The following is a 13,032-nucleotide window of genomic DNA, read 5'->3' as shown; positions in this document are numbered from 1 at the left end:
GCAGCTGCCGACCACCCTGCTGGCCATGGTCGACTCCTCGGTCGGCGGCAAGACCGCCGTGGACCTCCCGGCCGGCACTACCACGTTGCGGCAGGGGTCACCCGTGCCCCGCTACAATCGGCCTATGCACGTCTACCTGCAACATCCCGATGCCGGTGCGCAGGCACCGCGCTTCCTGCGCCTGAGCCTGCAGCCGGACCTGTTCGGCGGTTGGGAGCTGCTGCGCGAGAGCGGCCGCGTCGGTGCGCGCTCGCAGCTGCGGCGCGAGCTGTTCCTGCAGGCCGACGAAGCCCGCCATGCCTTCGAGAAGGCCCGCGATGCCGAACTGCATCGCGGCTTCCAGATTCTTTCGCACGGCGACTGACGCCGCTGCCAACTTTCGCCCAAGGAATGCCCATCGTGACCAGCCCCCTCCGCAACGATCGCCTGCTGCGCGCCCTGCGCCGCGAACCGGTGGACTGCACCCCCGTCTGGCTGATGCGCCAGGCCGGCCGCTACCTGCCGGAATACCGCGCGACCCGGGCCAACGCCGGCAGCTTCCTGGCCATGGCCAAGAACCCCGAGATCGCCTGCGAAGTCACCCTGCAGCCGCTGCGCCGCTTCCCGCTGGATGCGGCCATCCTGTTCTCGGACATCCTCACCATTCCCGATGCGATGGGCCTGGAGCTGTACTTCGTCGAAGGCGAAGGCCCGAAGTTCCGCCACCCGGTGCGCGATGAAGCCGCGATCGCCAGGCTGGCGGTGCCGGACATGGAACAGGACCTGGGCTATGTGATGGACGCGGTGCGCCTGATCCGCCGCGAACTGGACGGCCAGGTGCCGCTGATCGGCTTCTCCGGCAGCCCGTGGACGCTGGCCTGCTACATGGTGGAAGGCGGTGGCAGCAAGGATTTCGCACGCATCAAGGCGATGGCGCTGAACCACCCGCAGGCCCTGCACCGCCTGCTGGAGGTCACCACCGAGGCGGTCATCGCCTACCTCGGCGCACAGCGTGCCGCTGGCGCGCAGGCCCTGCAGGTGTTCGACACCTGGGGCGGCGTGCTGTCGCCGGCGATGTACCGCGAGTTCTCGCTGCGTTACCTGCAGCGCATTGCCGAAGGCCTGGAGCGCGGCGAAGGCAGCGAGCGCACGCCGCTGATCCTGTTCGGCAAGGGCACCGGCCTGCACCTGGAAGCACTGTCGCAGACTGGCGCCGATGCGCTGGGCCTGGACTGGACGCTGGACCTGGACGAGGCGCTGCGCCGCACCGGTGGCCGTGTTGCCCTGCAGGGCAACCTCGACCCGACCACGCTGTATGCCTCGCCCGACGCCATCGCCGCCGCCGCCGCCCGCGTGCTGGACACCTATGCCGCCGGCAACGGCGGTTCGCGCGAGGGCCACGTGTTCAACCTGGGCCACGGCATGTCGCCGGACATGGACCCGGCGCACGTGCAGGTGCTGGTCGACGCGGTGCACGCGCACAGCCAGCGCTGAACCCCGGCACAGGCCACGGCGCGGCATTGATCGCGCCGTGACCTGCATTGCGCGATCATGGCGGCCCCACGCTGCACCGGCCCCCACGCCATGTCCGAACCGTCGCCCGCAGGCGCGCCCGCACCCGACACCTCCGCATCGCCCGCCGAGTACGCCCGTTTCCGCCCCCTGCTGTGGCTGGTTTCGCTGGCCATCTTCATGCAGATGCTCGATTCGACCATCGTCAACACGGCACTGCCGGCGATGGCCAGGAGCCTGGGCGAAAGCCCGCTGCAGATGCAGTCGGTGGTGTTCAGCTACGCCCTGGCGGTCGCCACCTTCATCCCGGCCTCCGGCTGGATCGCTGACCGCTACGGCACCCGCCGTACCTTCCTGGTCGCGATCATCCTGTTCACCCTCGGCTCGCTGGCCTGTGCGCTGGCGCAGCACCTGCACCAGCTGGTCGGCGCCCGCGTACTGCAGGGCATCGGCGGCGCGATGCTGCTGCCGGTCGGCCGCCTGGCCGTGATGCGCTCGGTACCACGCGAGGACTTCCTGCGTGCGATGAGCTTCATCGCCATTCCCGCACTGATCGGCCCGCTGATCGGCCCGACGCTGGGCGGCTGGCTGGTGGAGATCGCCTCGTGGCACTGGGTGTTCCTGATCAACCTGCCGATCGGCGTGATCGGGTTCATCGCGGCGATGAAGATCATGCCCGACCACTACGCCAGCCACCGCACCCGCTTCGACCTGCGCGGCTACATCATGCTGGCCTTCGCGATGGTGGTGCTGTCACTGGCGCTGGACGGCATTTCCGGCCTGGGCACGCCGCATGCGCTGATCATGCTGATGACCGTGGGCGGCCTGGCCGCGCTGGTCGGCTACTGGCTGCACGCAGCCAATTCCACCGCACCGTTGTTCTCGCTGGCGCTGTTCCGCGTGCCCAGCTACCGCATCGGCATCCTCGGCAACCTGTTCTCGCGCATCGGCAGCAGTGCCATGCCGATGCTGATTCCGCTGCTGCTGCAGGTCGGCCTCGGCCTGGGGCCGATGCATGCAGGCCTGATGATGGTGCCGGTGGCGGCGGCGGGCATGGTGTCGAAGAAGCTGGCGGTGAGGCTGGTGGAGCAGTACGGCTACCGCCGCGTGCTGATGATCAACACGGTGCTGGTGGGCCTGGCGATGGCCAGCTTCATCCTGATGACCCCGGGCCAGCACCTGGCCTGGCGCCTGGTGCAGCTGGCGTTCTTCGGTGCGGTCAATTCCCTGCAGTTCACGGTGATGAACACCGTGACGCTGCGTGACCTGGACCGCGAATTCGCCAGTTCCGGCAACAGCCTGCTGTCGATGGTGATGATGCTCGCGGCCGGTTTCGGCGCAGCGGCGGCCGGCAGCCTGCTGGCCGCGTTTGGCACGCACCTGGAGGGCCATGGCGCGACGGCGGCGCTGCATGCGACGTTCATCTGCGTGGGGGCGATCACGCTGACCTCGACGATGATTTTCTGGCAGTTGCCGGATACGAGGCCGGAACCGCGCCAGGTCGAGTCAGTCGCCGAGTAGGTTTTTTCGGCAGGGCTGCGCCCTGCACCTGCAGAAGCCGAAGCAAGATCAAAAGCCTGCATTCCGTGGGATGGCGGCTGTTGGTGGGTGCCGACCGTTGGTCGGCACATCTGTCAGATATCGATTCAATTCATCCACGCATGGCGTGGATCTACTGTGTCGACCAAGGTCGACACCTACCCCAGCAGATCGCCATTCCGACAGACCCCGTGCCGACCAACAGTCGGCACCCACCAAAGCAGAACGCCGTTCCAGTAGATCCACGCCATGCGTGGATGAAATCCGTCAGATATCGATATTCAAAATTGGATCCGCCCCCGTGCCGACCAACGGTCGGCATTCACCAGAGCAGAACGCCGTTCCAACAGATCGCGGAAATCTGTCGAAGGCGGGGTGGGTCCGGTTGAGGGGGTGTGAGCGCCATGGATGGCGCGACCAAGCCCCCATGGATGGGTTTACGGCGTCCCCCTCAACCGGACCCACCCCGCCATCCCACGGAATGCAGGCTTTAGAAGTTGACGTTGCATTGAGCAGGTGCAGGGCTGCAAGCCCTGCAAAAAAACCTACCGCCCAAGCACCCGCGCGATCGCTTCGACCAGCAGCTCACCAGTCACCGGCTTGCGCAGGAACCCGCCGATGCCCGCCGCCTCCACCTGCTCCTGCAGGTCAGCATCGGTCCGCGCCGTCACCGCCAGCAGCGGCAGCATGTAGCCCTGGTTGCGCAGGTGCTGGGCCAGCTCGAAACCACTCAGGCCCGGCAGGTCCAGATCCAGCAGGCCAACATCGAAGTCGCCCGCGCTGATCTCGCGCAGCGCCGCCAGCGCGTGGCCCGCATGCACCACCTGGTGCCCGCGCGCGGACAGCAGGCCCACCACCACATCGGCCACGGTGGCATCGTCTTCCACCAGCAGGATGCGCAGCGCCGGCATGTTCGCCACTGCACCCTCACCCAGCACCGTCTCACCCGCCTCGCCCACGCCATCCTGCTGCAGCGGCAGCGGCAGGCTCACTTCGAAGCGGGTGCCACTGCCCAGCTGGCTCTCCACCCGGATACGGCCCTGCATGGCCTGCGCCAGCTCGCGGCAGATGGCCAGGCCCAGGCCGCTGCCACCGTACTGCGCTGCCGTGCGGGCGCCGTCGGCCTGCTCGAAACGGCGGAACAGGCGCTGCTGCTGTTCCTGGCTGATGCCCGGGCCGGTGTCGTGCACCTCGAAGTGCAGGCCGCGTGGGCCGTCCTCGCAGCGCGCGTGCAGGGTGATGGTGCCGCGACTGGTGAACTTCACCGCATTGGACAGCAGGTTCAACAGGATCTGCCGCACCCGCATCGCATCGCCGGTGGCCTGCAGGCCCGCCGGCAGCCGGTTGTCCAGCACGAAGCGCAGGCCCTTCTGGGCAGCCAGCGGGCCCATCAACGCGGCCAGGTCCTGCAGCAGGCCGTTCAACGCGAACGGTCGCGACTGCAGTTCCAGCCGCCCCGATTCGATCCGGGCCAGGTCCAGCGCATCGTTCACCAGGTGCAGCAGGTGCTCGCCGGCATGGCGGATCGACTGCGTGTACCCACGCTGCTGCGGGTCGAGCGGCGAGGCCAGCAGCAGTTCGCTCATGCCCAGCACGCCGGTCATCGGCGTGCGGATTTCGTGGCCCAGGTTGGCCAGGAACCGGGTCTTGGCAGCCGAAGCCTGCTCGGCCAGTTCCTGCTTGTGCAGGGCCAACTGGTAGGCGTGCTTGCGCTGCAGGCGGCGCCGGTACAGCCAGGCGAACCAGCTGGTCAGCAGCAGCGCGATGGATGCCAGCACCAGCAGCCCGGACAGGCTGCGCCACCACGGTGGCTGCACGTGGAACTCCAGGGCTTCCACCCGCGACCAGACGTGGTCGGCCGAACGGGCCTGCACTTCCAGCCGGTACGCGCCCGGCGGCAGGCGCGAGAACAGGCGTTCGCCGCCCGGCCCGACTTCCACCCAGTCCGGGTCGTAGCCGGTCAGCCGGTAGCGGTAACTGTTGGACGCCGAATCGGCAAAGGACAGCAGGCGCGCGACGATGCGCAGGTCACGGTCGCCATCGGCGATCTGCAACGGCGTGTCGTGGGTCAGGTCCAGCACCTGTTCGTTGCGGCGCACCTCCACCCGCTCGATCACCAGCGGCGCGCGCCGGGTCGATGGGCGTACCAGCGTGGGATCGAACGCAACCACGCCGGCCGGCGTGCCGGCCACCAGCCGCCCGCTCGCGGTGGCGATCAGCGTGTGGTCGCGGAATTCCTGGCTGGGCAGGCCGTCGTGGACACCGTACAGGCGCACGCTCTGGCCATCGTCCCCCACCCTCACCAGGCCGCGCGCACCGGTGGCCCAGGCCACGCCCTGCGCATCGACCACCAGGCCGGTCGCGGCAATGGCCGGGTAGCCCTGCTCGCTGCCGATCACTGCCTGCCGCTCCAGCCGCCCGTTGCGCCAGAGGTAGCGCGACAGGCGCCCGTCTTCGGACAGCCACACCTGGCCATCGGCGCCCACGTCGATCGCATACACCGGCGTGGCCGGCGCCCCGGGTACCGGCTGGAAGCGCTGCGCATCGGGCTGCCACTGCAGCAGGCCGCGGCTGCTGGCCAGCCAGATCCGGTCCTGCGGCCCACATTCGACATCCATGTTGAGCTGGCCGGCCTGCAGGCCGTCACGCCCGTTTTCCAGCTGCCGGCGCAGGTGGCCGTCCAGGTCACGCTGCTGCAGGCCCGAGGGCAGCATCAGCCACAGGCTGTCGCCGTCGCAGGTCATCATTGCATCGATGTTGCCCTCCATCGTGGCATCGGCGCCGCTTTCCCCGTCCCAGCGCCGCAGCGCGCCACTGCGCGGGTCGTAGCGCAGCAGTGCGTCGGTGGAACCGACCCAGACCTGGCCGCGTCGATCCTCGCGCACCGAGGTCAGCCAATGCATGCCATTGAGGAAGGTCCGGTGCTGTTCGATGTCGCCACTGCGCGGATCGAAACGATCCAACGCACCGTGGCTGCCGACCGTCCACACCCCGCCATTGGCCGAGGGGCTGGTGCCCAGCACGTAGGCATTGCGCAGCGACGATGGATCGTCCTCCAGCCGCGAGAACACCGAGAACTGCCACCAGCGCGGCAGCAGGTGCCACAGGCCGGCATTGGTGCTGGCCAGCCAGATGCCGCCTTCGCGGTCTTCATAGGCCCCCGCCCAGTTCGGCCGCACCTGGCCGCGCGCCACCGCGCTGTACAGCGGCACGGTCTGGTACTGGCCATTCACCGCGCGGCCCAGGCCACTGCGGGTGTCCAGCCAGTGCCCGCCCTGCTCATCGCGCAGCATCATGCCCAGCACCTGGTCATCGGCCGGCAACTGCCACGGCGGCGCCTCGAAGTGGCCGTCGGGCCGGCGCACGGTGGCGCCGGCCACGGTGCTGATCCACAGGCTGCCGTCAGGCTCGGCGGTCAGGCCATTGACCAGCTGGCTGGGCAGCGTACCGGCCTCGATGCGCTCGAAATCGGTACCGGTCCAGCGCGCGACGCCGTGCTTCGTGCCCACCCACAAGGTGCCGTCGGGCAGGGTCGCCAGGAAGGGGATCGAGGCGGCCGGCACGCTGCGCGGGTTGTCTACTTCGGGCAGGAAGCGCTGCAGGCGGTCACCGCGATCCAGCCGGTACAGGCCACCGCCGTAGGTGCCGAACCAGATGGCGCCGTCCGGCGTCGAGGCCAGGCTCCATACCGTGTTGCTGGCCATCAACGGCTGGCTGCTGCGGTCGTAGAAGCGCAGCTGCCGGCGATCGGCCGACATCCGCACCACGCCCGCATTCTCGGTACCGATCCACAGCTCGTTCTGGGCATCGACCAGCACGGTCCAGATGCGGTTGTCGCGCAGCCCGTCCTCGGAACGCCAGACGCGGTAGTTGCGCCCGTCGTAGCGGGCGAGGCCGTCATTGGTGGCGATCCACAGGTAGCCGTAGCGGTCTTCGGCCATGCGGTTGACGGTGTTGGACGGCAGCCCGTCGAACACGGTCACCTGCCGCGGGGTCGGCGGCACCGGCTGCGCGGCCACGGGCGCCAGCACGCACAGGAGGATCAGCAGCAGCGTCGCTGCCCGCAGATACGCCACCGATTGCCTCCTCACGCTGCCTGTTGATGGACCCCGCGTTGTGCGGCGTCGGCATGGTAAACCGAAAGTCAGGGCATTCACGCCAGCGATTGTCCCGATCAGACGTCGATCTGGCGTTTCGACCGGGCCTGGAGGATTGCTGACACCAGCAGGTCACCGGTCACCGGCTTGCGCAGGAAACCATCGAAGCCGGCGGCAAGTACCTGGGTTTCCGCATAGGCATCGGAACGCGCGGTCACCGCCACCAGGGGCAGCTCGTAGCCCATCGCGCGCAGCTGGCGGGCGATGGCGGTGCCATCCAGCGCGGGCAGGTCCAGGTCGAGCAGGCCGACATCGAAGCCGTCGGTGGCGATCTCCGAAAGCGCACCCAGCCCATGCAGCACGTGCACCACCTGGTGCCCGCGCGCGCGCAGCAGCCCGGCGATGACCTCGGCCACGGTGACATCGTCCTCCACCAGCAGGATGCGCAGGGCGGGCAGCACCGGCACCGCGGCCACCTCGCTCTGCGGCGACGCCGCCTGGCGCGTCCACGGCAGCGGCACATGCACGCGGAAACGCGCGCCCTTGCCAAGCTGGCTGTCCACGTCGATGTGCCCGCCCATCGCCACCGCCAGTTCCTGGCAGATCGCCAGCCCCAGCCCGCTGCCACCATAGCGCGACGCCGTGCGCGGCCCGTCTGCCTGCTCGAAGCGGTGGAACAGCCGGCGCTGCTGCTCGGCATTGATGCCCGGGCCGCTGTCGCTGACCTCGAAGGTGACCGCGCCGCCCCCCTCCTGCAGGTGAGCGCCCAGCCCCACGTAGCCACGCTCGGTGAACTTGATCGCATTGCCAAGCAGGTTCAGCAGGATCTGCCGTATCCGCATTTCATCCCCGCTGACGCAGATCGGCCCGGGCAGCGCGTCCTCGCGCCGGAACGCCAGCTGCCGCTGCTGCGCCATCGGCTGCATCAGCGCCTGCACCTGGTCGAGCAGGCCGTTCAGATCGAACGGACGGATATCCAGCTCCAGCCGCCCGGCCTCGATGCGGGCCAGGTCCAGCGCGTCGTTCACCAGCCGCAGCAGATGGCTGCCGGCCTGCTGGATCGAGCCGGCGTAGCTGCGCTGCACCGGGTCCAGTTCGGTGGCCAGCAACAGCTCGCTCATGCCCAGCACGCCGGTCATCGGCGTGCGCACCTCGTGGCCCAGCGTGGCCAGGAAGCGGCTCTTGGCCTGCGAGGCCTGCTCGGCCAGCTGCTGCTTGTGCACGGTCAGCTGCCACTGCTGGCGCCGCCGCAGGCGCCGGCGGATCGACCACACCGTCACCAGCAGCAACAGCGAACCCAGCATCAGGTAACCGAAGATGGCCATGCCACTGCGCCACCACGGTGGCAGCACTTTCACCTGCAGCCGCTGCGAGGCCGTCCACGGCCCGCTGGCGGTGGCGGCCTGCACTTCGATGGAATACAGCCCCGGCGGCAACCGCGACAGCGTGCGCTGGCCATCGCCGCCCTGCTCCACCCAGTTCTGGTCGTAGCCGTCGACGCGGAACCGGTAGCGGTTGCCCTGCGGATTGGCATAGGACAGCAGGCGCGCGTCGATCTGCAGGTCGCGATCATCCGGGCCCAGCAGCAGCGTGCCGTCCGCCGGCAAGGGCTGCCAGCCACGCGCATCGTCGCGGCGCACGCGCACCTGCGCGATCACCAGCTGCGACGGCGGCAGCACGACATCGGCCGCGTCGGGATCGAAACCGACCAGGCCGGTCTGGGTCACCGCCAGCACGCGGCCGTCGGCGCCGATGGCCGGCGGCCGACCGGTGAACTCGGCATCCGGAAGGCCATCGCGTTCGTTGAACTGCTGCACGCGCCGCGTCTGCGGATCCCAGCGCACCAGACCACGCGGCGTGGTGGCCCACACGCGTCCATCACGGGCCAGCGCCAGCCCGCCCATGCTGACCGGCGGCATGCCGTAGGTCGCGTCGACGCGCTGGATCAGGCGCAGGCCCAGGCCATCCCACTGGTAGCGTTCGAATGCGCCCTGCCTGGCCAGCCACAGCTGCTGCGGGTCGATCCAGACCAGGTCGTAGATCTGCCCCTGCGACACGCCGGGCACGGCCACGAAGCGCTCGGCCTGCTCGCGCCAGATTCCCATCGCGCCGACCAGCCAGGCCTGCCCGCGCGCATCGAAGCGGATCTGCTCCACCGGCGCATCGCCTTCGCCGCGCAGCGCCGCAAGCTCGAAGGTCCGCAGCACCCGGCCATCGGCCGCACGCTGCTGCAGGCCCATGTTCATCACCGATATCCAGACCGTGCCGTCCGGGGCCTGGCGCATCAGGTCGATGCGCTGGCGCAGGTCGGCGCCACCGGCGATGGGCCAGTCGCGCAGCGTGCGCCGGGCCGGGTTGTAGACGCTGAGGCGTCCGGCGCGGCCCAGCCACAGCTGGCCATCCGGGCGCGGCAGCACCGACCATACCGCGCCGCTGCCCAGCTCGCGGTCGCTGGCCAGCAGGCTCAGCGTGCCCTGTGCGTTGATCTGGTAGACACCGTGGGCCGAGCCGACGAAGTAGTTGCGGCCATCGCTGGCCGCGCTCAGCAGGTACTGGCTGTCCAGCGGGCGTCCATCCAGCTGGTACCACGTGGAAAAACGCCGCCAGTCCGGCGGCAGGTAGGCCAGGCCCTGGGTCAACAGCGCAACCCACATGCCCCCTTCATGATCCTGCAGCAGATCCAGCACGCCGCTGTGGCTGGTCAGGAAGCCACTGCCGCGGTCGCCCTCCAGCCGCCGCAGCTGGCTCGCATCACCGCGCAGCAGGCCGTCGGAGGTGCCGGCCCAGTAGCCCCCCTGGCGATCGGCCAGCACCATCGCCGAACGCAGCTGGGCGCTGTCGGCCCAGCGCGGCCGGCTCACCCGGTCCTGCGCATCGATCCGGTACAGGCCATCGTTCTGCGTGCCGATCCAGATCGCGCCCTCGGCATCACGGCTCAACCGCAGCACGCTCACCGCGCCCAGTTCACGCGCGGCGACCGCCTCGAATGCGGTGCCGTTCCAGCGCGCCAGGCCCGCTTCGGTGCCCAGCCACAGGCGTCCCTGCGCGTCGACCAGGCTGCTGTAGATGGTGTCGCTGGGCAGGCCACCCGGTGCCTGCCGGAAGAAACGCAGGCTGCCGTCCTCGCCGAAACGGCAGACGCCGTGGGTGCTGCTGCCGACCCACAGTGCCTCTTCGGCATAGGCCAGCGTCCAGACCTGGCCCTGGCATTCGTTGTTGAGTGCGTCGAAGGAGGTGAAGCGCTCGCGGTCCGCATCCAGCCGGGCCACGCCCTTGCCGTTGATGCCGACCCAGACGCGGTCGAGCGGATCGACCAGCAGCGTCTCGATCTCGTTGCCGGGCAGCGAGCCGGGCTGTTCCGGATCGTGCTGCCAGACCCGCAGGGTGCCGCCGTCATAGCGCGCCAGGCCACCGTCGGTGGCGGCCCAGATGTGCCCGCTGCGGTCTTCGGCCAAGGCAAGCACCATGCGCGACGGCAAGCCTTCGGCCGCACCGAATCGGCGCAGGCGCGGTGTTTCACCAGCCATGTCGAAGGTCGCCGCCGAGGTGGCCAACGCCATCAGCAACAGACCTGCCCCCGCGATGCACCGCCAGTACCGGCGCCAGCCGCTCTTCATCCTGAACCCCCTGTCCTGCGCCGATTGTCACACAGGGCCGGGGTCATCGCTGCAACAGGCTGTTTCCAGCGGCATTGCCACCACGAACTGTTGCAGCCGTGCACACAGCGCAGTGCAGGGCCTGTGCGTATGATCGAGGCACCTTTCCGCCGAGCCCTGCCGATGCGTTCCTGCCTGGCCCTGCTGCCCCTGCTGCTTGCCGCCGCCCCGGCGTGGGCCGGCAACGATGCCTGGCGCATCGACCCGGTGCATACCCGCGTGTTGTTCGCCATCGACCATGCCGGCTATTCGCAGGCGATGGGCACGATTTCCGGCAGTGCGGGACAGCTGCGGTTCGATCCCGACAACTGGCGGGAGGCGACTCTGGACGTTGAGATCCCCGTGTCGCGATTGGACCTGGGTGATGCCAAGTGGAACCAGGCCACCCTCGCCCGCAGCCTGCTCGATGGCGAACGCTTCCCCACCGCGCGCTTCGTATCCACCCACGTCGAGCCGGTCGACGAGAAGCATGCGCAGGTCGCCGGCACCCTGACCCTGCGCGGGGTCAGCCAGCCGGTGGTGCTCGATGTCACCCTCAACGCGGTCAAGCGCTATCCGCTGCCGCCATTCCGCCGCACCGTCGGCTTTTCCGCCACCACCACATTGAGCCGGCGTGCCTTCGGCATCACCGCGTGGCCGGGCGTCATCGGCGATGCCGTACAGGTGAGGATCGAGGCCGAAGCCGCGTTCGACCGCAGCGATGCGCCGGGAACTCCCGCCCCTGATTCCCACTCCGACAGCACGACGGCCCCCAAGGACCCCCGATGACCGCCAAGAACACTCCCGCCGCCTGGGGCAGTGTCAGCCAGACCCTGCACTGGTTGATCGCCCTGCTGATCCTTGCCCTGGGCATCGTCGGCCTGACCATGGGTGAACTGCCCAAGACGCCGAAGTACTTCTGGGTCTATACCGCGCACAAGTCCATCGGCATCACCGTGCTGGCACTGGTGCTGTTCCGCCTCGGCTGGCGCCTGTATGCCGGTGCGCCGAAGCCGGTGCCGGGCGTGCCCAGCTGGCAGGAACGCATCGCCAGCGCTACCCACGTGCTGCTGTACGTGCTGATGTTCGCCATTCCGCTGTCCGGCTGGCTGTATGACTCGGCCAGCGGCCTGCGCCCGTTCCGCTGGTTCGGCCTGGTCGACGTGCCCAAGCTGAGCGGCCCCGACCCGCAGACCGTTGCGGTGTCCCATGCCATCCACGAGTACGGTTTCTGGCTGTTGATCGCGGTGGTGCTGGCCCATGCCGGTGCTGCCTTCTACCACCACCTGTTCCAGCGTGATGCCACCCTGTCGCGGATGTTGCCGCGCGGCTGGCTCGCCTCCCCCCAGAAGGACTGACCCATGACCCTGAAACTGACCACCCCGGCCGCCGTGGCCGCCGCACTGGCCGGCATGCTGGCCACCGCCCCGGTACTGGCCGCCGATTACGCCCAGGCCCCCGGCGCCGGCTCGATCCTGGTGTTCGCCACCAAGTACGACGGTGAAGTGTTCACCGGCAGCTTCCCGGGCTTTGCCACCAAGCTCAGCTTCGACCCGGCCAACCCGGCTGCCGGTTCGCTGGACGTGGTGATCCCGCTGGCCGGCGCCAAGAGCGGCAACAGCGACCGCGACTCGACCCTGCAGGGCGCCGATTTCTTCAATGTCGGCAAGTTCGCCACCGCGCACTACACCGCCAAGGGCTTCCGCGCCGTCGGCAACGACCAGTACGCCGCCGACGGCACGCTGGAACTGCGCGGCGTCAGCAAGCCGGTCACCCTCACCTTCACCTGGAAGCCGGGTGCGCAGCCGGTGCTGACCGGCAAGGCAACGGTCAAGCGCCTGGACTTCGGCGTGGGCGGCGGCGACTGGGCCGACACCAAGACCATCCCGGACGAAACCTCGATCAGCACGATCGTCAAGTTCGACGCGAAATAACACGGGTCTGCCGCCGGGCATGGCCCGGCGCTACCTTGGAACGTTGATGTCGGGTAGCGCCGGGCCATGCCCGGCGGATTCACCCCGCAGCCAGCCAGGCCTGAACCGCGGCCGCATCGAACGGCCAGTCCAGCTCGCGGTCGCCGGCCTCGTCGCGCAGCACCGGCACCCGCGCGCCATAGCGCGCCTCCAGCCCGGGCTGGTCGTCCAGGAACACCGAATCGAACTCCGGCGCCCTTGCCTTGGCCAGCTCGGCCAGGGCCATGTCGCAGAGGTGGCAATCATCACGCTGGAACAGGGTCAACACCGGTCCGGCCCCCTTGGCGGAAATGCTGC

9 protein-coding genes and 1 pseudogene are annotated in these 13,032 nt (G+C 69.2%); 7 read left to right on the top strand and 3 right to left on the bottom strand.

Features of this window, described 5'->3' with window-relative positions; all coding sequences use genetic code 11:
* The 4 genes and pseudogenes from AC3WL7_RS20060 to mdtD form a co-directional block, all read left to right on the top strand.
* A pseudogene (locus AC3WL7_RS20060) lies at positions 1 to 76 on the top strand (hypothetical protein); the annotation flags it as partial.
* A gap of 48 nt (positions 77 to 124) precedes the next feature.
* Positions 125 to 364 carry a WGR domain-containing protein gene (locus tag AC3WL7_RS20055; RefSeq protein ID WP_019336384.1) on the top strand — a complete coding sequence of 80 codons (240 nt, stop codon included), beginning with the start codon at positions 125 to 127 and terminating at the stop codon, positions 362 to 364.
* Positions 365 to 390: 26 nt separating this feature from the next.
* The gene (gene hemE / locus AC3WL7_RS20050; RefSeq protein ID WP_492752717.1) at positions 391 to 1,473 is read left to right on the top strand and encodes a uroporphyrinogen decarboxylase; all 1,083 of its coding nucleotides are present in this window, start codon (positions 391 to 393) and stop codon (positions 1,471 to 1,473) included.
* Positions 1,474 to 1,563: 90 nt separating this feature from the next.
* Positions 1,564 to 3,012: a multidrug transporter subunit MdtD gene (mdtD, locus tag AC3WL7_RS20045; RefSeq protein WP_200732667.1), complete on the top strand. Its 1,449-nt coding sequence runs from the start codon at positions 1,564 to 1,566 to the stop codon at positions 3,010 to 3,012.
* Positions 3,013 to 3,575: 563 nt separating this feature from the next.
* Here the strand turns inward: mdtD and AC3WL7_RS20040 are convergent.
* Both AC3WL7_RS20040 and AC3WL7_RS20035 read right to left on the bottom strand, forming a co-directional pair.
* Positions 3,576 to 7,106, bottom strand: a complete 3,531-nt coding sequence (locus tag AC3WL7_RS20040; RefSeq protein ID WP_492752716.1) for a hybrid sensor histidine kinase/response regulator — start codon at positions 7,104 to 7,106, stop codon at positions 3,576 to 3,578.
* A gap of 98 nt (positions 7,107 to 7,204) precedes the next feature.
* Positions 7,205 to 10,744, bottom strand: coding sequence for a sensor histidine kinase (locus AC3WL7_RS20035; RefSeq protein ID WP_492752714.1), 3,540 nt, complete (start codon positions 10,742 to 10,744; stop codon positions 7,205 to 7,207).
* A gap of 162 nt (positions 10,745 to 10,906) precedes the next feature.
* Between AC3WL7_RS20035 and AC3WL7_RS20030 the strand changes: the two genes are divergently transcribed.
* Genes AC3WL7_RS20030 through AC3WL7_RS20020 form a run of 3 tightly spaced genes read left to right on the top strand, consistent with a single transcriptional unit; the run spans position 10,907 to position 12,696 of the window.
* The gene (locus AC3WL7_RS20030) at positions 10,907 to 11,551 is read left to right on the top strand and encodes a YceI family protein (protein ID WP_079225342.1); all 645 of its coding nucleotides are present in this window, start codon (positions 10,907 to 10,909) and stop codon (positions 11,549 to 11,551) included.
* Positions 11,548 to 12,120, top strand: coding sequence for a cytochrome b (locus AC3WL7_RS20025; RefSeq protein WP_079222815.1), 573 nt, complete (start codon positions 11,548 to 11,550; stop codon positions 12,118 to 12,120). The genes AC3WL7_RS20030 and AC3WL7_RS20025 overlap by 4 nt, the downstream gene beginning before the upstream one ends.
* 3 nt (positions 12,121 to 12,123) lie before the next feature.
* Complete coding sequence (locus tag AC3WL7_RS20020) at positions 12,124 to 12,696, top strand: YceI family protein (RefSeq protein ID WP_492752712.1); 573 nt, start codon at positions 12,124 to 12,126, stop codon at positions 12,694 to 12,696.
* Positions 12,697 to 12,775: 79 nt separating this feature from the next.
* Here the strand turns inward: AC3WL7_RS20020 and AC3WL7_RS20015 are convergent, their stop codons facing one another.
* Positions 12,776 to 13,003: a glutaredoxin family protein gene (locus AC3WL7_RS20015; RefSeq protein WP_492752711.1), complete on the bottom strand. Its 228-nt coding sequence runs from the start codon at positions 13,001 to 13,003 to the stop codon at positions 12,776 to 12,778.
* Positions 13,004 to 13,032: the final 29 nt, after the last annotated feature.

The organism is Stenotrophomonas sp. FW305-3-2-15-E-LB1 (assembly GCF_058787375.1).
The sequence above is the reverse complement of the archived record's forward strand: the minus strand, read 5'-3'. Positions and strand labels throughout refer to the sequence as shown.

What these genes read in the sequence shown, in the direction of transcription:
- AC3WL7_RS20055 (WP_019336384.1), top strand. Translation starts at nt 125, where the DNA reads ATGCACGTCTACCTGCAACATCCCGATGCCGGTGCGCAGGCACCGCGC.
- hemE (WP_492752717.1), top strand. Translation starts at nt 391, where the DNA reads ATGCCCATCGTGACCAGCCCCCTCCGCAACGATCGCCTGCTGCGCGCC.
- mdtD (WP_200732667.1), top strand. Translation starts at nt 1,564, where the DNA reads ATGTCCGAACCGTCGCCCGCAGGCGCGCCCGCACCCGACACCTCCGCA.
- AC3WL7_RS20035 (WP_492752714.1), bottom strand. Translation starts at nt 10,744, where the DNA reads ATGAAGAGCGGCTGGCGCCGGTACTGGCGGTGCATCGCGGGGGCAGGT.
- AC3WL7_RS20030 (WP_079225342.1), top strand. Translation starts at nt 10,907, where the DNA reads ATGCGTTCCTGCCTGGCCCTGCTGCCCCTGCTGCTTGCCGCCGCCCCG.
- AC3WL7_RS20025 (WP_079222815.1), top strand. Translation starts at nt 11,548, where the DNA reads ATGACCGCCAAGAACACTCCCGCCGCCTGGGGCAGTGTCAGCCAGACC.
- AC3WL7_RS20020 (WP_492752712.1), top strand. Translation starts at nt 12,124, where the DNA reads ATGACCCTGAAACTGACCACCCCGGCCGCCGTGGCCGCCGCACTGGCC.